The sequence below is a fragment of the Pseudomonas sp. NyZ480 genome (genome assembly GCF_029537255.1).
Taxonomy (GTDB): domain Bacteria; phylum Pseudomonadota; class Gammaproteobacteria; order Pseudomonadales; family Pseudomonadaceae; genus Aquipseudomonas; species Aquipseudomonas taiwanensis.
On record NZ_CP120626.1, the window covers coordinates 2141371 to 2163178 of the forward strand.

15 protein-coding genes are annotated in these 21808 nt (G+C 63.5%); 4 read left to right on the forward strand and 11 right to left on the reverse strand.

Going from position 1 to position 21808, the window contains the following annotated elements:
* Positions 1–258: 258 nt before the first annotated feature.
* Positions 259–711 (forward strand): hypothetical protein, encoded by a 453-nt coding sequence (locus P3R38_RS09860; protein WP_158664870.1) that lies wholly within the window; start codon positions 259–261, stop codon positions 709–711.
* Between the two features lie 202 nt (positions 712–913).
* Here the strand turns inward: P3R38_RS09860 and P3R38_RS09865 are convergent, their stop codons facing one another.
* From P3R38_RS09865 to P3R38_RS09900, 8 genes are all read right to left on the reverse strand, one after another.
* A complete protein-coding gene (locus P3R38_RS09865; protein ID WP_023380011.1) occupies positions 914–1990 on the reverse strand; it encodes an autotransporter outer membrane beta-barrel domain-containing protein in 1077 nt (358 codons plus the stop codon).
* A 371-nt stretch (positions 1991–2361) separates the two neighbouring features.
* Positions 2362–4515 carry a glycogen debranching protein GlgX gene (gene glgX / locus P3R38_RS09870; RefSeq protein ID WP_104881923.1) on the reverse strand — a complete coding sequence of 718 codons (2154 nt, stop codon included), beginning with the start codon at positions 4513–4515 and terminating at the stop codon, positions 2362–2364.
* 116 nt (positions 4516–4631) lie between these two features.
* Entirely contained in the window at positions 4632–4877 is a 246-nt protein-coding gene (locus tag P3R38_RS09875) for a DUF2934 domain-containing protein (RefSeq protein ID WP_027907028.1), read from the reverse strand.
* Between the two features lie 14 nt (positions 4878–4891).
* Positions 4892–7666: a malto-oligosyltrehalose synthase gene (locus tag P3R38_RS09880; RefSeq protein ID WP_277687096.1), complete on the reverse strand. Its 2775-nt coding sequence runs from the start codon at positions 7664–7666 to the stop codon at positions 4892–4894.
* Positions 7663–9732, reverse strand: a complete 2070-nt coding sequence (gene malQ, locus P3R38_RS09885; protein WP_104881922.1) for a 4-alpha-glucanotransferase — start codon at positions 9730–9732, stop codon at positions 7663–7665. Before malQ ends, P3R38_RS09880 begins: the two co-directional genes overlap by 4 nt.
* Complete coding sequence (treZ, locus tag P3R38_RS09890; protein ID WP_277687097.1) at positions 9729–11471, reverse strand: malto-oligosyltrehalose trehalohydrolase; 1743 nt, start codon at positions 11469–11471, stop codon at positions 9729–9731. The genes malQ and treZ overlap by 4 nt, the downstream gene beginning before the upstream one ends.
* A gap of 14 nt (positions 11472–11485) precedes the next feature.
* Entirely contained in the window at positions 11486–13042 is a 1557-nt protein-coding gene (gene glgA / locus P3R38_RS09895; protein ID WP_023380017.1) for a glycogen synthase GlgA, read from the reverse strand.
* A gap of 552 nt (positions 13043–13594) precedes the next feature.
* A complete protein-coding gene (locus P3R38_RS09900) occupies positions 13595–13762 on the reverse strand; it encodes a DUF6026 family protein (RefSeq protein WP_023380018.1) in 168 nt (55 codons plus the stop codon).
* Between the two features lie 198 nt (positions 13763–13960).
* Here P3R38_RS09900 and gnd point away from each other — a divergent pair, with 198 nt between their 5' ends.
* From gnd to P3R38_RS09915, 3 genes are all read left to right on the forward strand, one after another.
* Positions 13961–14944, forward strand: coding sequence for a phosphogluconate dehydrogenase (NAD(+)-dependent, decarboxylating) (gnd, locus tag P3R38_RS09905; protein ID WP_023380019.1), 984 nt, complete (start codon positions 13961–13963; stop codon positions 14942–14944).
* Positions 14941–16428, forward strand: a complete 1488-nt coding sequence (zwf, locus tag P3R38_RS09910) for a glucose-6-phosphate dehydrogenase (protein WP_023380020.1) — start codon at positions 14941–14943, stop codon at positions 16426–16428. Before gnd ends, zwf begins: the two co-directional genes overlap by 4 nt.
* Before the next feature lie 122 nt (positions 16429–16550).
* Complete coding sequence (locus P3R38_RS09915) at positions 16551–17171, forward strand: TetR/AcrR family transcriptional regulator (RefSeq protein WP_023380021.1); 621 nt, start codon at positions 16551–16553, stop codon at positions 17169–17171.
* 99 nt (positions 17172–17270) lie between these two features.
* On the opposite strand, the gene preA is transcribed toward P3R38_RS09915, so the two are convergent.
* From preA to hydA, 3 genes are all read right to left on the reverse strand, one after another.
* Complete coding sequence (preA, locus tag P3R38_RS09920; RefSeq protein WP_023380022.1) at positions 17271–18545, reverse strand: NAD-dependent dihydropyrimidine dehydrogenase subunit PreA; 1275 nt, start codon at positions 18543–18545, stop codon at positions 17271–17273.
* Positions 18546–19913, reverse strand: a complete 1368-nt coding sequence (locus P3R38_RS09925; protein WP_023380023.1) for an NAD(P)-dependent oxidoreductase — start codon at positions 19911–19913, stop codon at positions 18546–18548.
* Positions 19914–20056: 143 nt separating this feature from the next.
* The gene (gene hydA, locus P3R38_RS09930) at positions 20057–21496 is read right to left on the reverse strand and encodes a dihydropyrimidinase (protein WP_023380024.1); all 1440 of its coding nucleotides are present in this window, start codon (positions 21494–21496) and stop codon (positions 20057–20059) included.
* Positions 21497–21808: the final 312 nt, after the last annotated feature.

Consider the following 21808-nt stretch of genomic DNA (forward strand, 5'->3'; position numbering starts at 1 on the left):
AGAAAACGGGCAGGGCAGGGTGAAGCAGTAACGGAAGTGGTCACGCGCGGCGTTCCTTGTCGAATCGGTAGAGCATCCATGAGTGCGGCACGATGGTAGCACGTTGGTTTTGGTGGCGGCCGGCTTGCTGCATTTCGCGATGGCTTTTACAGCTTCGGCGCACTCTCCTGAGTCAACTGCGCAAGAAGTTGCGCACTCAAATGTCGATATACCTGTGCAAACATTCCTGTAGGCCTTAAGAAATATCCGTTGTGGCAGATGACGATGCCACCGCAGGCGTTCGATGCGATTGCCTGGTACCACTGCGATCACCTCGGCACGCCGATGGTCGCCGTGTGGCAGCACGAATACGACGCCCTCAACCAGCGCGCCAGCACCCTCCGCCCGGATGGCCACAAAGTCGGCTGGCTCACCTACGGCAGCGGCCACCTGCTGGGCATGACCCTCGACCACCACGAGATGCTCGCCTACGAGCGCGACGACCTGCACCGCGAAGTGGTTCGGCAGCAGGGCAACCCCAGGCCTGGGACCTGGTCGGGCGTTTGCAGGAGCAGTGGCTCGGCAGCCACGACAGCCCATCCACGCTGCTCAAGCGCCAGTACCGCTACGCCGTCGCCGTCCAGCTCACCCACTCCACGCCACCCGACGCGGCCCGTCGGAGTACCAGTAGTACCTGCTCGACCGCCCGCTGTAAGCCGATCCACGGTGTAACGAGTTGATGGACAACCGACTGCGAACACGTCGGTGCCGACTACCGCTGCGATGTACAAGGCGGTGGCGAATGCGAGTCCTTTCAACCTGTGCAGGTCACCCTTTGGCATGGCATCCAGGTCGGCCCGTAAGCGGACCCGCCACTCAATTCCGTCCCCTCTAAATGACCTAATGCCGCCCTTGCCCTATGCAGCAGTACACACTACCAACGCATCTTCACCCCCAAACTCCCAATCAACCCATTCAAGTCATTCCCATCCACATCACTGCTGTAATCGGCACTGACAAACAGCGCCACGGACGGGGTGACCCTGGCTACTAGTCCCAAGCCTAACTCCACCGTGGTCGAGTAGCGCGAGCTGGAAATCTTGTCGACCTGGTCCAGCTTCACCGAGTCGGCGTTGCTGAAGTCGTACCAGACGTTGGTCCGCACGTAAGGCTCGATCGGCATGCCGCGCACGGCGTAGCGGCCGGACAACTTGGCACCGACCCGGCCGCTCCAGCTGGGCTGGCTGTCGAAGGCCTGCAAGGTCTCTTCCTGCACTTGGCTGCCGGGGAAGAATTGTTGGTTGATCAACTGTGCCTGTGGCTCGATCACCCAGCCGCCTCCCAACTTGATCGGGTAGCCGCCTTCCACCGAGAAGGTCATCGCGTGGCCGCTGTCGTCCAGGCGCTGGCCGCTTTCGCCACGGCCGTTGACATCAATGCGCGAGCCCATGGCCACGGCATCCAGGTGCCAGCCGCGATCATGGGTCATGCTCCAGTACACCCCCAGGCTCTCGCCGCTGAGGTTGACCGCATTGCGCTGCTTGTCGCCAAGCAACGGGCGCATACCGTTGAAGGTGCTCTGCAGGTTGTTATGGCCAACGAAGATTCCCGCCCGGTGCACATTGCCCGCCGAGGATTCACGTACGAACAGGTCCGGGCCGATCATCAATTGCTGGCTGGGCGCTTCGAGCTGGTCTGGCGGCTGCGCGCCCTGGCGTTGCACGCTGGGGAAGAACTGCGACCATTGGCTGGCGACCAGGTCCGGTGCGGCCTGCCCGTGGCGCTCGCTCATGCGATCGGAAAACTCGTTCAGCGTGCCCAGGGTGAGGCCGACGGCGCTCACCGGGTCGAGTGACAGCTGTGGCATTGACGGTTGTTGCAGGAAGCGGTCGAAGGTCGGGTCGTCCTGCAATTCAAACGCCAAGGTTTCCACAGGGGTTGCCAGAAGCAGCGACGTGGAAACCGCGCAGAAAATGCTGTCGAAACGCCAGGGATTCGAGGTTCTTTTCATAGCGGATCTCCTCATTTTTTTGTTGTACAGCCCAAGGACCTGGCCTGTTGTCACGAGCTGTACGGCAAAAACAGAGGGCGACCCAAACCAGCACGCCAGCTTTAGCAAGTGCGCACGAAGGCGCGAGCTAGAGGCCCGGCGTGATTTTTTACGCGTAGTGATAATGTTCAGCTAAGGAGAGGTCGGCGCTTGCGTCAAGAAAACGTGAAAGTCCCGTTCATGCCTTGGTGATTGGCTCAACGCTATGAATCTATTGATAAAAATTGTGGGCATAGCGATGTTCGCTATTTGCCGATCGGCGGCTATGCCGAATCATTGTTAGGGCTAGAGCTCAAGCTCCACCGCCGCTTGGGCGGTGGCGCCCGTTGGGTCTATTCATCTTCTCGTTGGAGCACCATCAGCAGCACCGAGCGGCCTTTGACTTCGAAGGTCGTATCGAACTGCAGATGCTGGGGTTTGCGCATCTCGGGCCTGTCGGTGTTGATCAGGCAGCTCCAGTAATCGCCCTCGGGTACGGCCGGTAGCAGGAACGGTACGGTGTCGTGGTAGGCATTGACGATCAGCAGGAGGGTAGCCTCCGAACCGGGGCGGGCGATGCCGCTCACCTGGGCGCGACCGTCCATTAGCATCCCCAGGCAGCGGCCATGGGGGTCTTCCCATTGTTCTACGCTCATTTCGCGGCCATCCGGTGCCAGCCAGGTGACGTCCTTGACCCCGATCGCTTCGTTGTAGTCTCCGACCAGGAAACGTGAGCGGCGCAGCACCGGGTAGGCCAGGCGCAGACGGGTCAGGCGTTTGACAAAGGCCAGCAGCTCTTCGCCTTCTTCGTCCAACTCCCAGTTCACCCAGCCGATCTCGCTGTCCTGGCAATAGGCGTTGTTGTTGCCATGTTGGGTCCGGCTGAACTCATCGCCGGCGACGATCATCGGGGTGCCCTGGGCCAGCAGCAAGGTCGCGAAGAAGTTGCGCATCTGCCGGGTGCGCAGGGCATTGATGGTCGGGTCGTCGGTCGGGCCTTCGGCCCCGCAGTTCCATGACAGGTTGTTGTCGGTCCCGTCCTGGTTGTTCTCGTCGTTGTCTTCGTTGTGCTTGTGGTTGTACGACACCAGGTCGCGCAGGGTGAAGCCATCATGGGCGGTGACGAAGTTGACTGAGGCATAGGGGCGTCGGCCACGGTTGTTGAACATGTCGCCCGAGGCGGTCATGCGCGAGGCGAAATCGGCTAGCTGGCCTTCGTCACCCTTCCAGAACGCACGCACGGTATCGCGGAAGCGGTCGTTCCATTCCGCCCAGCCCGGTGCGAAGTGACCCACCTGGTAGCCGCCGGGGCCGCAGTCCCATGGCTCGGCGATGAGCTTGACCTGGCTGAGCAGCGGGTCCTGGCGGCAGGCGACGAGGAAGCTGTGACGTTCGTTGTAGCCGTCGTGGTAGCGCCCGAGAATGGTCGCCAGGTCGAAGCGGAAACCATCGACGCGCATCTCGCCGGCCCAGTAGCGCAGCGAGTCGGTCACCAGTTGCAGTACGCAGGGGTGGCTCAGGTCGAGGGTGTTGCCTGTGCCGGAATCGTTGATGTAGTAGCGCTTGTCATCCGGCATCAAGCGGTAGTACGAGGCGTTGTCGATGCCGCGCATGGACAGCGTCGGACCGAGTTCGTTGCCCTCGGCAGTGTGGTTGTAGACCACATCGAGTATCACCTCCAGGCCGGCATCATGCAGGTGAGCGACCATCTCCTTGAACTCGGCGATCTTGCCGCTGGCCAGGTAGCTGGGATGCGGCGCGAAGAAGGCGATGCTGTTGTAGCCCCAGTAGTTGTTCAGGCCTTTTTGCAGCAGGTGCTGGTCGTTGACGAAGGCATGGATCGGCAGCAGCTCGATGCTTGATACACCCAGGTCCTTGATGTGCTTGAGCAACTCGTCATTGGCAAGGCCGGCGAAAGTGCCGCGCAGAGCTTCCGGCACCGCCGGGTGACGCATGCTGATGCCCTTGGTGTGGGCTTCGTAGATGATCGTGCGCTCCCAGGGCACCAGCACGCGCTGATCGCGGCCCCAGGTGAAGGCAGGGTCGATCACCTTGCACTTGGGCACGAAGGGCGCGCTGTCGCGTTCATCGAACGACAGGTCGCCGTCGGGGTGGCCAATGGTGTAGCCGAACAAGGCTTCGGACCATTTCAGGCCGCCGACCAATTGCTTGGCATAGGGGTCGATCAGCAGTTTGTTGGGGTTGAAGCGGTGGCCGTTCTCTGGCTCGTAAGGGCCATGCACGCGGTAGCCGTAGACCAGCCCCGGATGCGCGTCGGGCAGGTAGCCGTGGTAGATCTCGTCGGTGTACTCGGGTAGCTCGATGCGCTCCAGTTCCTCTTCGCCGCTGGAGTCGAACAGGCACAGTTCGACCTTGCTGGCGTTGGCCGAGAACAATGCGAAGTTGACCCCCAGCCCATCCCAGGTGGCACCAAGGGGGAAGGGCAGTCCTTCGCGGATCCGCGATGGGGCGACAGAGCGGGTTTTCTTTGGGGTGCGGGGGCTCATGGCAATCCTCGAGGGCCTGTGTGGAGGGAAATGTAGGCGGGCTCATCACCGGCAAGCTGGCGCCTGCAAAAGGGCAAGGGCTGGCTACCGGCGATGAGGCCGAGACTGATACCGATTCAGCCGGCAGTGGGCTTTTTCACCGCGCGCGGCTTCTTCACCGGCGCCGGCTTTTCGGCCACGGCAGGGGCTTTAGGTTTGGCCGGGGCGCGCTTGCGTGGCGCCGCCTTGGGCGCCAGGGACTCGGCTTCCGCAAGCTTGCGCGCCATGTCCCAATGGCGCTCTTCCTGGCCTACGGGTTTACCTTCCGACTCCCAGATCTGATAGGCAAATTCGCGAATACGCTTTTCATCGACGCTCATCATTACGCTCCTGATGTTCAAGATTGTTGTATCAACAGATTGACCGGAAACTTCGCCAGTACGCTGTTCAACATCAGCTCCTTACAAGGGCTGACCGCACCGGTGGTGAAAAGTCCCGTCGTATTGGCAGGCGACAAGGCAAACGGCAGGATCAGCCGGGTGTCGTCCCAGTTCTGCGCTGGGATCAACGGTGTAGGGGCATCGCCAAGCAGGCTGCTGGCAAGGCGTGGGGCAATCACGATGGCGCGTTCATCTTCGCCCAGGCGGGCGAAGGCCACGACCTTGTCGGCATGTCGGCCCTGCACGGTCAACGGCAGGTAGGCTCCGCGACGGAACAGCGCGGAGTGTGCCTGACGGCAATCCAATACCTGCGACACCAGCGCCTGCTTGATACGTCCGTCACGCCAGTGCATGAGCAGCGCGTCGAGCGGTGTGGCAGCGTCCAGGGTGCGACGCCTGCAAGCGTAGTCCACGGGGCGGCGGTTGTCCGGGTCGACCAGGCTGAAATCCCAGTACTCGTTGCCTTGGTACAGGTCGGGCACGCCGGGCACGGTCATGCGCAACAGCGTTTGTACCAGGCCGTTGAGAGCGCCAGGGCAGGCGATCAGGCGCACCGCGTCGGCCAGCGACTGGCGCAGCTGCTGGTTCTGGCGGTCCAGCAGCAGGCTATCGACGTAGGCTGCACAGGCCGTTTCGTAGGCTGTGTTCGGCGCATTCCAGCTGCTGCGAAGCTTGGCCTCGCGCAGCGCTTTCTGCTGCCACTGACGGATACGCTCGGCATAGCTGCGCAGCGCGGCATCGTCGTGCAAGTCGAGCTCCAGTGGCCAACTGCCCAGCAGCGTCTGGAATAGCAGCAACTCATCGCCGGGACTAGGGGCCAGGCCGTCCTCCAGCGACTCGCGCAATGGGGCGGCGAGTTCGCGCCAGTGCTCGACGCGGCTGGCCAGCCAGGGCGCGCGCTCGCTGAGCACGGCCAGGCGCGCGCGGCAGTCCTCGCCACGTTTGTGGTCATGGGTGGCGGTCGTCAGCAGGTTGTCGGGGTAGTGGTGCAGCCGGCGTTGGGCCTGGCTGTGGAACTCGGCTGCATCGGCACAGAACCGTTCGGCCTCGAAGCCTACATCGTTGCGCGACAGCAGGCGGCCGCTGCGGTAGAAGGCGGTGTCTTCCACCGCCTTGGCGGCGCTGGGGGCGGTGAGTTGCTGGAAGCGCACGCAGGCATGGCGCAGGTGTTTGCGTGGCTTGCCCGCAGGCAGGTGCCGCCAGGGCTGGCCGCCCAGCCATTGTTCGAGCTGCGCCAGCAGCGGCCAGTCGGCTTCGCCGAGGTCCTGGCGGGCACCGGCCAGCGCCTGCTGGAAGAAAGCTTCGTCTTCGGCCGGGCGCCCGCAGGCGTTGAAGTACGTGCGGTAGACTGGGTAATGCGCGACCAGCGCCTGCACGGCGCGGCGGATCGCGCCTAAAGTCAGGTCGCGGGTCATCAGGTCGTCGCGGGCGACCTGAAGGAGGGCTTGGGCCACCGACTCGCAGTCGCCGGCCAGGCTGGCATTGAGCACCAGGTGCCGCGCCTGGCGGACCTCCTCGGGGAAGTCGGGGCGTTCGCTGATGCTCGACCACAACTCGCTAAGCGGCGCCTCGCCAGCGGGGGCGTGCTGCAGCAGCGACACCTGGTTCATGAACTCGTAGCCGGTGGTGCCGTCGGTCAGCCAGTCGCGATGCAGGTGCTCGCCGGCGCCGAGAATTTTTTCCACGTAGATCGGGAAATGCTCGACTGCCGCGTTCACGGGGCGCCGTGCCAGCAGACGATCGACCCGCCTGCGCAGCTTGCGGCAGTACTGGCGCGGATCGGCCAGGCCGTCGATATGGTCGATGCGCAGGCCATCGACCAAACCGCGCTCGATCAGCTCGAACAGCTTGGCGTGGGTAGCCTCGAACACCACGGCACGCTCGACCCGCAGGCCGCCCAGTTCGTTGATGTCGAAAAAGCGCCGCCAGTTGATGTCGTCGGCGGCGGTTCGCCAACTGGCCAGGCGGTAGGTCTGGCGTTCGAGCAGCGCGTGCAGGTGCTTGAAACCCGCTGTGCTGCGGCTATCGAAGGCCTGCAGCGCGGATGCCAGGTCGGCACCATCGGCGACGCAGCGTGCCAGTTCTGCCTGCAAGGGCAGGGCAGCGTGCAGGGGCTCGTCAGCCAGGTGCAGGGCGGCGAAGCGTGGGGCCAGGGCCTGCAACTGGGGGTCAGGACTCTGTGAGAGGACCCGGCCATAGTCCACCGGGCAGATCGGGAAACGGTGGTCGTAGTGGGCGATATGCAGCACACCGTGCTGATCATCGAAGGTCAGCGGTATTTCGCCGTTCTTCAGTGCCAGCCCATAGTCGTTGCCGAGGAAGGGCAGCAACAGTTGCCCGGCCAGTAGCGGGTCGCTGGAGTGCCACTGGATGTCGAAGAATTCGGCATACGGGCTGCGCCGTCCCCAGGCCAGGAGGCTCTGCCACCAAGGGTTGTCGGCCCCGCCGACGGCCATGTGGTTGGAAACGGTGTCCACGATCAGTCCCATGCCGTGCTGGCGCAACGCGCTCACCAAGCGCTCAAGGGCGGCCTCGCCACCCAGTTCGGGGTTCACGCAGGTGGGGTCGACCACGTCGTACCCATGACGTGAGCCGGCGCGTGCCTTGAGGAGGGGGGAAGCGTAGAGGTGGCTGATGCCAAGCCGGGCGAAATACGGCACCAGCGGCACCGCATGGTCAAGGGTGAAGTCACTGTGAAATTGCAGGCGCTGGGTGGCGGTCAATGGCTTCATCGGTCACGCTCCCAGGCTTGTTCGCGCGCCTGGGCCAGTAGCTCCAGGCGACGGGAGGCATCTTCATCGTCGAGCAATTTGCCAACGGGCTGGGCAAAGCGACGGCGCCAATTGGGGTGGCTGTGAGTGGTGCCCGGCAAGTTGGGCTGTTCGTCGCTGCCGAGCAGGTCTTCGAGGGGCACCAGGACCAGCGGTGCGCGGGTGTGGCCAACGAAGCGGATGGCGGCGTCGATGATGGCGGCGTTGTCTTTCAAGGAACCGTAGTTGGCCTCGAGGATGTGGCGCAGGCCGGCTTGTTCTTTCTGTCGCTCATGGCGCCAGTGCAGTTCGGTGGCAGCGTCGATCAATTGCAGGCGGTGGTTCCAGTCGATGTCGCGGCTTTCCAGCCAGCCGGCCAGAGGTGCCAGGTCGTGGGTGCCGGTGGTGGCCAGCGCGTTGTCCGGCCAGTCGAGGATCGCTTTGAAGTGCCCCGTCGATGTCTGTTCGAACGGCAGCACACGCATGCCGAGTATGGCTTTTGCGGCCAGTCGTTCGCGCAAGCCATCAGGGACGGTGCCGAGGTCTTCGCCAAGAATGATCGCGCGATGGCGTACCGATTCCAGAGCCAGCAAGCGCAGCAGGTCGTCCACTGGGTATTGGAGGTAGGCCCCTTCGGTTGGCTTGGCACCTCGCGGAATCAGCCACAAGCGGCGTAGCCCCATCACGTGGTCGATGCGCAGGCCGCCGGCATGGGCCAGGTTGGCTCGCAGCATCTCAATGAAGGCGCGATAGCCATTGCGCTTGAGGCCCTCGGGGGAAAAGGCGCAGATGCCCCAGTCCTGCCCCGAGCGGTTCAGGATGTCGGGCGGAGCACCCACCTTGAGGTCGGCCAGCAGTTCGTCCTGGCGGCTCCAGGCCTGGCTGCCGGCCCCGTCGGCACCCACCGCCAGGTCGGCGATCAAACCTATCGCCATGCCATTGCTGCGGGCCGCGGCCTGGACGCGTTGCAGGCCGCGCTCGGTCAGCCATTGGCAAAATGCCTGGAACTCGACCTCGGCCTGATGGGCGTCGGCGAACGCCTCGACTTCAGGGTGATAAGGGTCGTGCCAGGCTCTTGGCCAGGCTCGCCAGTCAGCGCCCAGACCTCGTGCCTTGGCCTGGATCTGTAGCACTTCGAAGCGGCAGTGGTGCTCCAGCGCCTGGCCACCGGCGGCGCGGAAACTGTCGAAGTCCTCGCGCAGCGGGTGATCGCTCTGGCTGAAATCCCGATACAGGGCTTGCAGCAGACGTTCATGGGCATCGGCTGCGCGGGGCCAGTCGACCAGAGGGCCTTGTTCCAGGTCTTCCAGGATGTGTTCAAGGCCGCAGGCCTCGATGGCCATGCGCACGGCGCGCTCGCCGAGCAGTGCGGCGGGGCTTGAATACAGGGTGTTGAGCAACAATCGGCTGGATGGCGAGTAGGGGCTGTAGTGCTCCTGGTCGATGGCCGAGAGTGCATGAACCGGACTGATGGCCAGGGCATCGGCACCGCGTTCGGCGGCGCTGCGAGCGAGTTGCTCAAGGGCCAGGCAGTCACCGAAGCCACCGTCGCCGTCGCGGCGCAGGCTGTAAAGCTGCACGGCCAGGCCCCAGCAGCGTGGCGGCGGTTGCGTCACGGCCTCGTCCAGGCTATGGCAGCGCAGCGGTGCCACAGCCAGGGTGAAGCTGCGGCTGTCGATGTCCACGGTGTGATAGCCGATGGGCAGGTCACCGGGCAGGCGGGCCTGGGCGTCCAGGGTCAGCAGGCGCTGGCTGCCATCCTCCAAGGTGCAATGGGCCTGGGTTGCGGCGCTGAAGTAGCGTTGCAGTGGCAACGGCTGGCCGACGTCGGCAGTCAGCAGCGGCGGTAGGTGCTCGCTGTCTTCGGCTGCTTCCACGGCCCGCAGGCTGGCCAGGACAGCGGCATCGTCCTGGGCGCAGTGGCCCAGGGCTTCGAGCACGTTGCGCAGCACATCGTCGCTGACCTGCTGGGGCCTGGCGTTGGCGTCGATCCAGTCGCGGGCCAGACCGACGCGGGCAGCCAGGCGGTGCAGTGGGGTATCGCTCATGGGCGCTCCTGACCAGGTGTGAGCAGGCTGACCACGCAGCTGTAGGCGGCCAGGTGGGAATCGGGGTGGGCACTGTCGCTGGTGTCGAACACGCGTTGTTCGAAGCCGGGCAGTCCGACCGGTTGGGCGGTGTCGGCCAGGTTCAGGTCGATACGCAGGGTGTTGCCATTGCCCAGGCGCCAGCGGGCGGTGAGGGCTTTTTCGCCGAGCACCTCGGCACCCAGCGCACGGCAACCAGGTAGCTGCGGGATGATGTAGCGGTGGCGCAGGTCGAGCAGGTGCTGGTAAAGACCGTGCCAGCCGGCGAGCACTTCCTTGGCCAGAGGCCGGGAAGCGTCGAAGGTGTCTGGCGCATTGGGGTCGGGGATCTGCTCGCGTGATTGCGGCTGGGTGAATGCAGCGAAGTGGGCGAACTCGTTGCGCCGGCCCTCGCGCACGGCATCGGCCAGTTCGTCGTGAAAATCAGTGAAGAACAGGAACGGCCGGCAACTGCCGTCGTCGTCGCCCATGAACAGCAGCGGAATCATCGGTGCCATCAGTAACAGGGCGGTGGCGGCGCGTAAGGCCGCAGGCGGGCAGAGCCGGCTCAGGCGCTCGCCGAGGGCGCGGTTGCCGACCTGATCATGGTTCTGCAGGAACAGCACGAACGAGGTGGGCGCCAGGTGCCCGCTGGGCTCGCCCCGTGGGGTGCCGTGGCGGTTGGCCTGGCCCTGGAACACGAAGCCTTCTGTCAGGCAGCGTGCCAACTGTTCGATCGGGCGGTGCTGGTAGTCGGCATAGTAGCCTTCGGTTTCACCCGTCAGCAGTACATGCAGGGCATTGTGGCCGTCGTCGTTCCACTGCGCATCGAAGCCTTGTTCCAGCAGGAAAGCCTGGTTGTGCTCGTTCTCCAGCACCAGCCAGACATGCCGGCCGGGGGAGACGGCTGCGCGCACCCGTTGTGCCAACTCGCGCAGGAAGTCGGGGTGGTCGATGGCGTGCACCGCATCCAGGCGCAGGCCATCGCAGCGGTAGTCGCACACCCACATCAGTGCATTCTGAATGAAGAACTCCCGCACCTCGGGGCGACGGAAGTCGATGGCCGCGCCCCAGGGGGTGTGTTTGTCCTCGCGGAAGAATGGGCTGGCATAGTGGTGCAGGTAATTGCCGTGGGGGCCGAAGTGGTTGTAGACCACATCCACCAGTACCATCAGCCCCTGGCCGTGGGCCTGGTCGACCAGCGCGCACAGTTGCTCTGGGCTGCCATAGCTGTGCTGGGGGGCGTAGGGGAACACGCCGTCGTAGCCCCAATTGCGCGTGCCGGGGAACTGCCCGAGGGGCATCAGCTCGATGGCGCTGATACCCAGCTGTGCCAGGCGCGGCAGCTGCCGGGCAACCCCGGCATAGCCATCGAGCACACCCACGTGCAATTCCTGGATCACGGCCTCGTGCCATGGTCGACCCTGCCAGGGGTGCTGCCAATCATAGGCGTGCGTATCCACCAGTTGGCTAGGGCCGTCGACCCCCTCGGGCTGGTAGCGTGATGCCGGGTCGGCTACCCATTGCTCGCCGTCGATACAATAGCGATAACGGTCACCGGCCTGGCACTGGGCAACCCCGGTGTACCAGCCGTCGTTTTCCGGCAGTAGCTCGATCGCCGGCTGTTGCTCCAGTTGAAGGCTCACGCAGCGCGCATCCGGCGCCCAGAGGGCGAAGCGCGCCGACGTGGCGTCCAGCAGGTGTGCGCCATGCCTGTGCATCTTCGGCCTCCGCTCTAGTGGCTGAACTGTGCCTGTTTGACCAAGTCCTCGTAGAGGCGGGCGTAGGGTTCCACCGCCTGGCACCAGTTGAACGGTTGGGTCATTGACAGGCAGCGCATGGCATTGAGCAGGTCCGGTTTGCCGTAGACATAAAAGGCTCGGCTCAAGGCTTCGCGGTAGCTCTCGACCGTCGACTCGTCGAACAGGAAACCGGTGACACCGTTTTCGATGGTGTCGGCCAGCCCGCCCGTATTGCGTGCCACTGGCAGCGAGCCGAAGCGCTGAGCGTACATCTGGCTCAGGCCACAGGGCTCATAGCGAGAGGGCATGAGCAGGAAGTCGCTGCCGGCGAACATGCGCCGGGCATCGGTTTCGTTGAAGCCGATGCGCACGCCGATACGGCCGGGGTGGCGCAGGGCCAACTCACGCATGGCTTGCTCTTCTTCGGGCTCGCCACGGCCGATGATCGCGATCTGCCCGCCCTGTTCGACGATGTAGTCGGCGACGCCCAGGGTCAGGTCCAGACCTTTCTGGTACACCAGCCGCGAAACCACGGCGAACAGTGGGCCTTCGGACGGTGCCAGCCCGAACAGCTCACGTACCTCTTGGGCATTGCGCGCCTTGCCGTCCCAGTCGTTGATGCTGAAGTTGTGCTGCAGGTACTTGTCGGTGGCCGAGTCCCAGCTTTCGTCGATGCCGTTGGGGATGCCGCCGAGCAGGCCTTGCTGGGCCTTGCTGGCGAGGAAGCCATCCAGGCCGCAACCGAATTCGGGGGTGGTGATTTCCCGGGCGTAGGTGGCACTGACCGTGGTGATATGGCTGGAATAGGCAAGGCCTGCCTTGAGGAACGACAGCTTGCCGTAGAACTCCATGCCTTCCTGCTGCATGGCGTGCTCGGGGATCGCCAGTTCCGGGCTGCAACCGCGGCTGTAGACCCCTTGATAGGCGAGGTTGTGGATGGTGAACAGGGTCGGCGTGTTGAGCCCGCGCCAGTGCATGTAGGCGGGAGCAAGGCCGGCCGGCCAGTCATGGGCATGGACCACCTCGGGCTTCCAGTGGATCATGCCTTCGCCGGCAGCGATCTCGGCTGCGGCCAGGCCCAGGCGGGCGAAGCGGATGTGGTTGTCAGGCCAGTCGCGGCCGTTGTTGGCACCATAGGGTGTGCCGTCGCGCTGATACAGTTCGGGGCAGATCAGCACATAAATGACCAGCCCGTCGGCCAAGTCCATGCGGCCGATCTTGCACGGCGGCAGGGCCGCGTGACCGCCCAATTCGCCAACGATGTGAATGGGGTTGTCGCTCTCCATCACCTGGCGGTAGCCGGGGATCAGTACCCGGACATCATGCAGGTGAGCAAGCGCCCGAGGCAGTGCCGCGGACACGTCGCCCAACCCGCCGGTCTTGACCAGGTCGGCGATTTCCGAGGTGACGAACAGGATCTTGCGCTTGTTGGGATTGTGCTGGCGCTGGGCGCCAGGTGCCTTGGCTGTCGTGGCGAAGTCCGGGGTAAGCGGCTCGCGATTGTCCGGTTTGAATGAATCTACATGAGGTTCGACAGCGGCACTGATCATACTTCTCTCCGTCCCTATGTTTGGTCGGGTGCTGGCACCCTTTGCGTTATGTCGTGCTGGTTCTCTCTGAATGCGTTTCTTCGTAGTGCAGTCCTTGCCCCTGAGTCGTGCGCGCAGGCACTGCGCGATCGGCATTCCGGCCGAAAGCGTTTGACTGAATGGGGTGGGTAAGCCTTAGCGTGGGAAGTCCCTTTGCAATGGCCTGTTTACTCCATGACCCGCCGCCTTTTCAGAAAGTTCGACTTTTTTTCCGTCGCTTTTCTACACAGCAAATGGCGGGCCGAAATCAGAGTGTAGGAGACAGGGAGATAAAAAGGTGACCCGTCGGTCACTTTCGTTATGACGCGCGTTAGACGCAAACGTTGGCGTATGTGACAGGATGTGAATGGTGTGTTCCAGGGTGGGGCAGGGGCCAGAAGTGCGTGCGACATGATGTGTCGGCAAATAGCACCTCGCACCGTTTTGGTGCGTCATGGGGAGGGTGTAGGCGGGCGTATAAAGCACGATGTGAAGCAGAGTGGGAGCCAGGAGAGCCCCCACGACAGGGTTCAATCAGACGCTGACGGCTTTGCCACCGTTGCGGCTTTGTGCCAGTTGCAGGTTCAGCAGGGCCACCTGCTGCTTGAGTTGGTCGCGTTCTTCTTTCAAGCGAGCCAGTTCGTCGCGGCGGACGCTTACATATAGGGTCTGGACGGGAGTAGCAGGCATCAAGGTACCCATTGCACACCTCGCAATTGGCTAGTGACGTTTTAAGCGTAGACGCTCGCGCGGCGCGCATTCTGAATTCTTTCTGCCGCGTTGGGAACTTTTTTGTTTATGGTTGTCGCGCCGTTCGTCGGTGAACCTCATGGCGGAGCGCTGGACTAATCTGAACACCTGAACCGCCTTGTCATCCATTTCTAAGGGGAGCGTCGGCACATGCAACTGGGAATCGTCGGGCTGGGCCGCATGGGCGGCAATATCGCAAGACGGCTGATGCGCGCAGGGCATCGCACCGTGGTCAACGACCGCAACCGTGAAGCCATTACGGCACTGGAGGGGGAGGGCGCGCAAGGCGCGCACGACCTCGGCGCACTGGTACAGAAGCTGAAGGCACCCCGCGCAGTATGGGTAATGCTGCCTGCGGGCGAGCCGACCGAGCAGACCATCGCCCAACTGGCCGACATGCTTGAGCCGGGGGATGCGATCATCGACGGCGGCAATACGTTCTACAAGGACGATGTACGCCGCGCCGCCGAACTTGCCAAGCGTGGGCTGCATTACCTGGATGTCGGCACCTCGGGTGGCGTGTGGGGCCTTGAGCGTGGCTACTGCATGATGATCGGCGGTGAAAAAGAGGTGTTCGAGCGCCTCGAGCCGCTGTTCAAGGCCCTGGCGCCCGGTGTCGGCGACATCCCGCGTACCCAGGGGCGCAGTGGTGAGTACCAGCGTGCCGAGCACGGCTACATCCATGCAGGCCCGCCCGGCGCCGGGCACTACGTGAAGATGATCCACAACGGCATCGAATATGGGCTGATGCAAGCCTACGCCGAGGGCTTCGACCTGCTGCGCAGCAAGGGCGGCAATGAGCTGCCAGAAGAGCAGCGCTTCGACCTCGATGTGGCTGAAATCGCCGAAGTCTGGCGCCGCGGCAGCGTCGTCACCTCCTGGCTGCTTGACCTCACCGCCGATGCGTTGGTTGCCGATCCGCAGCTCGCGCAGTTCAGTGGCTCGGTGTCCGACAGCGGCGAAGGGCGCTGGACCATCGACGCCGCCGTCGAGCAGGCCGTGCCGGTGCCGGTGCTCTCCAGCGCGCTGTTCGCCCGCTTCCGTTCACGCCAGCAGCAGGGGACTTATGGCGACAAGATCCTGTCTGCCATGCGCCTGGGTTTCGGTGGCCACATCGAGAAGAAAGGCGAATGACCAGACCGACCATTCCTGCTGCCCCCCCTTGCACCCTGTTTCTGTTCGGCGCCAACGGCGACCTGGTCAAGCGCCTGCTGATGCCGGCGCTGTACAACCTCAGCCGCGACGGGTTGCTCGACCGTAACCTGCGCATCGTTGGCGTCGACCACAACCCGGCCAGCGCAGAAGACTTCGCCGAGCGCCTGCACCGCTTCATGCTCGAACGCGACCCCCAGTGCCTGGACGAAAAGCGCTGGCAGCGTCTGGCCAAGTCGCTGGATTACCAGACCGGCGATTTTCTCGATCCGGCCACCTACACCGCCCTGACCAAACGCATCGACAAGACCAGTCATGGCAACGCGATCTTCTACCTGGCCACTTCGCCACGATTCTTTCCTGAAGTGGCCCAGCGCTTGGGTGAGGCCGGACTGCTTGACGAGCGCGCAGGGGGCTTTCGCCGGGTGGTGGTGGAAAAGCCGTTCGGCACCGACCTGGCCAGCGCCGAAGCCTTGAACGCCTGCTTGCTCAAAGTGATGAGCGAGCGGCAGATCTACCGCATCGACCACTACCTGGGCAAGGAAACGGTGCAGAACATTCTGGTCAGCCGCTTCTCCAACGGCCTGTTCGAGTCGTTCTGGAACAACCACTACATCGACCACGTACAGATCACGGCGGCGGAGACCGTCGGCGTCGAAACCCGGGGGGCGTTCTACGACCATACCGGCGCACTGCGCGACATGGTGCCCAACCACTTGTTCCAGCTGTTGGCGATGGTCGCGATGGAGCCGCCGGCAGCCTTCGGCGCCGACGCCGTGCGCAGCGAGAAGGCCAAGGTCATTGGCGCCATTCGGCCCTGGTCGACGAAGCTTGCGTTGAAGAATTCGGTGCGCGGCCAGTACACCGCTGGCAAACAGGGCCGCAAGCGCCTGCCCGGTTACCGCCAGGAGCCCAATGTTGCCGAAGACAGCCAGACCGAGACCTACGTCGCGCTGAAGGTGATGATCGACAATTGGCGTTGGGCCGGTGTGCCGTTCTACCTGCGTACCGGCAAGCGCATGAGCGTGCGTGATACCGAGATCGCCATCTGCTTCAAGCCTGCACCCTATGCTCAGTTTCGCGAGTCCGAGCTGGAGCGGCCGAAGCCCAACTACCTGAAGATCCAGATCCAGCCTAACGAAGGCATGTGGTTCGACCTGCAGGCCAAGCGCCCTGGGCCGGAACTGGTGATGGAGAACGTCGAGCTCGGGTTCGCCTACAAGGATTTCTTCAAGATGACCCCGGCCACCGGCTACGAGACGCTGATCTACGATTGCCTGACCGGCGACCAGACCTTGTTCCAGCGCGCCGACAACATCGAGAACGGCTGGCGCGCGGTGCAGCCGTTTCTCGACGCCTGGGCCACGGACGGTGAAGTGCATGCATACCCGGCGGGCGAGGATGGCCCTGAAGCGGGCAACGAGCTGTTGGCCCGGGACAAGCGTGAGTGGCACACGCTGGGTTGACCGACCGCTGGCCCCCTATAGCGCCAAGGTCCAGGCCATCACAGCATGAAGCCGCACAACGGCTGCCTGCATTCCCTGCAAACCTGTTAGCCTTGACAGGTTTCAGGCGTTTTGGACAGGCCATGGCCAACCACAAGATCGAAATCCGTCGGCGCAATGTAGAGAAGATTCTGCAGGCGGCCGAGAAAGTGTTCGCTGAGAAGGGATTCGGCGCAACTTCCATGGGTGACATTGCCGAGCAGGCCGAACTGCCGCGCTCCAATCTGCACTATTACTTCAGCACCAAGGACGACCTGTACCGCGCGGTATTGCAGGACCTGCTGGACGTGTGGAAGCAGGATGCGCTGTGCTTCGAAAGCTTCGATGACCCCCGGGTGGTGCTCACCAGTTACATCCGCGCCAAGATGGGCCATTCGCGTACCCGTCCGTTGGGTTCGAAGATCTGGGCCGAAGAAATGCTGCATGGCGCGCCGCTGTTGGGGGCTAGCCTGGATGAAATCCTGGTGCCCTGGGCGCAGCTCAAGGAGGCGAAGATCCGCCGTTGGGTGGAGGAGGGGCGCATCCTGGCGGTGGAGCCATCGGCGCTGTTGTACATGATCTGGGCGGCGACCCAGCACTATGCCGACTTCGGTTACCAGGTGGCCCTGCTCAATGGCGGGGAGCCGCTGTCGGACCTGGCATTCGAAAGTGCGGTGCAGACGGTGACCTGTGTGATCCTGCGCGGAATCGGCCTGGAGCCGTGACGCGGATCGCCGGCAAGCCTGCCCGTACAGGGATCGCTACACACCTGTAGGCGCCGGCTTGCTGGCGATGTGGCCCTCAGAAGCCTCTGTCCGAGTGGGTCAGCTGGCTTCGCGATAGGGGTTGCGTGGGTCCTGCGTCCAGTTCATGTACGGCTTGCCGGTATCCTGCGCCACCATTTCGATGCAGTGCTCCACCGGGCAGGTGATCTGGCACAGGTTACAGCCCACGCATTCCTCTTCGATCACGCTGTAGCTGTGCGTTGCGTCCTCCTTCAACGTGCTGGCGATCGCCTGGTGCGAGGTATCCTCGCAGGCGATATGGCAGCGTCCGCACCCGATACAGGCATCCTGGTCGATGTGCGCCACCGACTTGTAGTTCATGTCGAGGTATTTCCAGTCCGTGGTATGCCCCACCGCCAAGCCGCGGAAAGTCTCCAGATTCTGGTAACCATGCTGGTCCATCCAGCGCGCCAGTCCGTCCTTCATGTCCTCGACGATGCGAAAACCATGCAGCATCGCCGCCGTGCACACTTGCACCGCACCGCTGCCCAGCGCGATGAACTCGGCCGCGTCGCGCCAGTTGCCGATCCCGCCGATGCCGCAGATCGGTAGCCCGCGGGTTTCAGGGTCGCGGGCGATCTCGGCGACCATGTTCAGGGCAATGGGTTTGACCGCCGACCCACAGTAGCCTCCGTGGGTGCTTTGGTCGCCGACGATGGGGTGGGCGACCATGCGGTCCAGGTCGACGCTGGTGATCGAGTTGATGGTGTTGATCAACGACACCGCATCGGCGCCCCCGCGATGGGCAGCGCGCGCCGATTGGCGAATGTCGGTGATGTTGGGGGTCAGCTTGACGATCACCGGCAGCGAGCAGTGCGTCTTGCACCAGCGGGTGACCATCTCCACGTACTCAGGCACTTGGCCGACGGCTGCGCCCATGCCGCGCTCCGGCATGCCATGGGGGCAGCCGAAGTTCAACTCGATGCCGTCGGCCCCCGTGGCTTCGACCAGCGGCAAGATGAATTTCCACGACTCTTCCACGCACGGCACCATCAGCGAGACGATCAGCGCGCGGTCGGGCCAGTCCTTCTTCACCTGGGTGATTTCCCGCAGGTTGATCTCCAGCGAACGGTCGGTGATCAGCTCGATGTTATTGATGCCCTGTACGGTACGGTTGGCGCCATAGTGCGCCGAATAGCGCGACGACACGTTGACCGCCGCTGGGTCTTCGCCCAGGGTTTTCCAGACCACACCGCCCCAGCCCGCTTCGAAGGCGCGCACGACGTTGTAGGCCTTGTCGGTGGGCGGCGCGGAAGCCAGCCAGAAAGGGTTTGGGGCCTTGATGCCGGCGAATACGATGGACAAGTCGGCCATTTACGCAGCCTCCACGTTGAGCATGAGTTGGGCATGGATGGCTTCGGCGGCCAGCTTGCCGTGTTGTACGGCCTGGACGGTCAGATCCTGGCCCAGGTTGGTGCAGTCGCCACCGGCGTATACGCCCGGCAGGCTGGTCCGGAGGTGCGCATCGACGCGAATCCGCTCGCCGTCGCGGTCCAGTTGTGCGGCCAGCGGGTCGCCGAGGCAGGCTTCGTCGAAGGACTGGCCGATGGCTTTGAAGATGGCGTCGGCAGCCAGCTCGAAGGTTTCGCCCGTGTCGGTCAGGCGACCCTCCTGCAGGTGCGTGCGGGCGAAACGCATACCGCGCACACGGCCGTCATCGTCCAGCAGGACGGCATCCGGGCGTGCCCAGGTGTGCAGGCGCACCTGGTTGGCCTTGGCAATGTCCTGCTCGTGGCCAGTGGCGCCCATGTCGGCATGGCCACGGCGATAGACCAGATTGACGTCGCGTGCGCCCAGCCGGCTCATTTGCACGGCCATGTCGATGGCTGTGTTACCAGCGCCAATCACCAGGCAGCGGTCGGCCAGCGGCAGTTGCGAGAGGTCATCGGCCTGGCGCAGTTCGCGGATGTATTCAGTGGCGGCCAGCAAGCCGGCGGCTTCTTCGTCGGCCAGGCCGAGCTGGCGCACGGCACCAAGGCCCAGGCCGAGGAACACGGCGTCATACTGGTCGCGCAGTTCGGCGAGGCTGAGGTTGCTGCCCAGGCGTTGGCCGTGGCGAATCTCGATGCCACCGATGCCCAGCAGGAACGCCACCTCGCGCTGGGCATAGTCATCCACCAGCTTGTAACGGGCGATGCCGTATTCATTCAGGCCACCGGCTTTTTCACTGGCCTCGAACACCACCACATCATGGCCATGCATGGCCAGGCGATGGGCACACGACAGCCCGGCGGGGCCAGCGCCTACGACGGCAATACGCTTGCCGGTGGATGGGGAGCGGCTGAACGGGTGCTCAGTGAACTGTGCGTTGTCCAGGGCGTAGCGTTGCAGCTGGCCGATCAGGACCGGTGCGCACTCCTGGGCATTGTTGCGCACACAGGCTTGCTGGCAGAGGATTTCGGTAGGGCAGACGCGGGCGCAGCTGCCCCCCAGGATGTTGGCCGAGAGAATACGCTCGGCGGCACCTTGCAGGTTTTCATCGCTGATGCGGTGGATGAACGAAGGGATGTCGATCTCGCTGGGGCAGGCGTTGACGCAGGGGGCGTCGTAGCAATACAGGCAGCGGGCGCTTTCCACGGCAGCCTGGCGCGGGGTGAGCGGCGGCGCGAGGTCGGTGAACTGCTCGGCCAGTTGGTCGGCGCCGGCCCGGGGGCGCGGCAAGTGCTTCAGGGCGTCGATCACGGTTGTAGCCTCTTTGATTTTATTGGGTGTGGCTCAATCGCCGGCAAGCCGGCTCCTGTAGGTCCATGGATGACCTTGAAGTGGATGCGGTCTATGCAGGAGCCGGTGTGCCGGCGATGGGCTGCGTAGCAGCCTCAACAGCACTATCGCTGGACGGGCGTCGGGCGCTGTTGTTCGGCGCGTCGCTCCAGCACCTCGTACACCGAGGGGTAGGGTGGACGTTCCACGTAACGGCCCGCGCCGGGTTCCGCACGCAGGTCGCCATCGGCCCACAACACACGGCCCTGGCTGATGGTGTGGCTGGGTATGCCCCGCACGGTGCGGCCTTCGAAGATGTTGAAGTCCACCCGCTGGTGGTGGGTCTGCGCCGAGATCGTGCGGGTGCCTTGTGGGTCCCACAGCACCAGGTCGGCATCGGCACCGACGCGGATGGCGCCCTTGCGCGGAAACAGGTTGAAGATCTTCGCGGTGTTGGTGGATGTGAGCGCGACGAACTCATGCATCGACAGCCGCCCGCTGTTGACGCCGGCATCCCACAGTACGGCCATGCGGTCTTCGATGCCCGCGGTCCCGTTTGGAATTCGACTGAAGTCGTTGCGTCCCATGGCTTTCTGTTCGGCGCAGAAGCAGCAGTGGTCGGTAGCGGTGGTATGAATGCTGCCCGACTGAAGGCCTCGCCACAGCGCTTCCTGGTGTTCGCGTGGGCGGAAGGGAGGGCTCATCACGTGCCCGGCCGCGGTGGCCCAGTCCGGGTGACGGTAGACGCTGTCATCGATCAGCAGGTGGCCGGGCAGCACTTCGCCGTATACCGGTTGACCCTTGGCCCGTGCGTAGGTGATTTCGTCCAGCGCTTCCTTGCAGGACACATGGACCAGGTACAGCGGCGTGCCGAGGGTCTCGGCAATGCGGATGGCCCGGCTGGCGGCTTCGCCTTCGACCTGGGAAGGGCGCGACAGCGGATGCGCTTCAGGCCCGGTCATGCCTTGGGCGAGCAGTTTCTGCTGCAGGTGATAGACCAGCTCGCCATTCTCGGCATGCACCGTAGGTACCGCGCCCAACTGCAGGCAGCGCTCGAAGCTGGCGACCAAGGTGTCGTCGGCGGCCATGATCGCGTTCTTGTAGGCCATGAAGTGCTTGAAGCTGTTCACCCCGTGCTTGGCCACCAGCTCGCCCATCTCCTCGGCCACCTGTTCGCTCCACCAGGTGATGGCGACATGGAAGCCATAGTCGGCGGCAGACTTCTGCGCCCAACCGCGCCAGGTGTGGAAAGCATCCAGCAACGACTGCTGAGGGTTGGGGATGACGAAGTCGATGATCGAGGTGGTGCCGCCGGCCAGCCCCGCAGCGGTGCCGCTGAAGAAGTCCTCGCTGGCCACGGTGCCCATGAAGGGCAATTGCATATGGGTATGTGGGTCGATACCGCCTGGCATCAGGTACTGGCCACTGCCGTCGAGGACTTCGCAATCGGTGGGGACGTCGAGGTTCTGGCCAATGGCGCGGATCAAACCCTCGGCACACAGGACATCAGCGGAAAAACTTTCTTCGTGGGTAACCACGGTGGCACCACGGATCAACAGGGACATGCCGTTTTCCTCGCAGGCTGACCGGTCGAACGCCGGTTCTTGAAGTTTTGATGCCAGTGGCTGGAGGTTGCGATGCAATCCTGTCAGGCCTGACAAGAATGGAATCTAGATGCTGATCAGAGAATGATCAAGAAAAAAGTTTATGAACTTATAACCAAATTAAGTGCTTGAAAAATAAAGAATAAAATCACAAATCACCAAAATGGAACGGTCTCTCACCATTTTGACGCACTTGACAGGAAGCGAAATTGGTCAAGATTTTCTATGCAAAATCAGCTGCTTGATGATTGTCCTGCCGGCGCAGGGGGGCCG

Bases quoted from the DNA above. Each gene is read 5' to 3' on its own strand.
- P3R38_RS09860 (WP_158664870.1), top strand. From the start codon at position 259: ATGACGATGCCACCGCAGGCGTTCGATGCGATTGCCTGGTACCACTGC.
- P3R38_RS09865 (WP_023380011.1), bottom strand. From the start codon at position 1,990: ATGAAAAGAACCTCGAATCCCTGGCGTTTCGACAGCATTTTCTGCGCG.
- glgX (WP_104881923.1), bottom strand. From the start codon at position 4,515: ATGAGCCCCCGCACCCCAAAGAAAACCCGCTCTGTCGCCCCATCGCGG.
- P3R38_RS09875 (WP_027907028.1), bottom strand. From the start codon at position 4,877: ATGATGAGCGTCGATGAAAAGCGTATTCGCGAATTTGCCTATCAGATC.
- P3R38_RS09880 (WP_277687096.1), bottom strand. From the start codon at position 7,666: ATGAAGCCATTGACCGCCACCCAGCGCCTGCAATTTCACAGTGACTTC.
- malQ (WP_104881922.1), bottom strand. From the start codon at position 9,732: ATGAGCGATACCCCACTGCACCGCCTGGCTGCCCGCGTCGGTCTGGCC.
- treZ (WP_277687097.1), bottom strand. From the start codon at position 11,471: ATGCACAGGCATGGCGCACACCTGCTGGACGCCACGTCGGCGCGCTTC.
- glgA (WP_023380017.1), bottom strand. From the start codon at position 13,042: ATGATCAGTGCCGCTGTCGAACCTCATGTAGATTCATTCAAACCGGAC.
- P3R38_RS09900 (WP_023380018.1), bottom strand. From the start codon at position 13,762: ATGGGTACCTTGATGCCTGCTACTCCCGTCCAGACCCTATATGTAAGC.
- gnd (WP_023380019.1), top strand. From the start codon at position 13,961: ATGCAACTGGGAATCGTCGGGCTGGGCCGCATGGGCGGCAATATCGCA.
- zwf (WP_023380020.1), top strand. From the start codon at position 14,941: ATGACCAGACCGACCATTCCTGCTGCCCCCCCTTGCACCCTGTTTCTG.
- P3R38_RS09915 (WP_023380021.1), top strand. From the start codon at position 16,551: ATGGCCAACCACAAGATCGAAATCCGTCGGCGCAATGTAGAGAAGATT.
- preA (WP_023380022.1), bottom strand. From the start codon at position 18,545: ATGGCCGACTTGTCCATCGTATTCGCCGGCATCAAGGCCCCAAACCCT.
- hydA (WP_023380024.1), bottom strand. From the start codon at position 21,496: ATGTCCCTGTTGATCCGTGGTGCCACCGTGGTTACCCACGAAGAAAGT.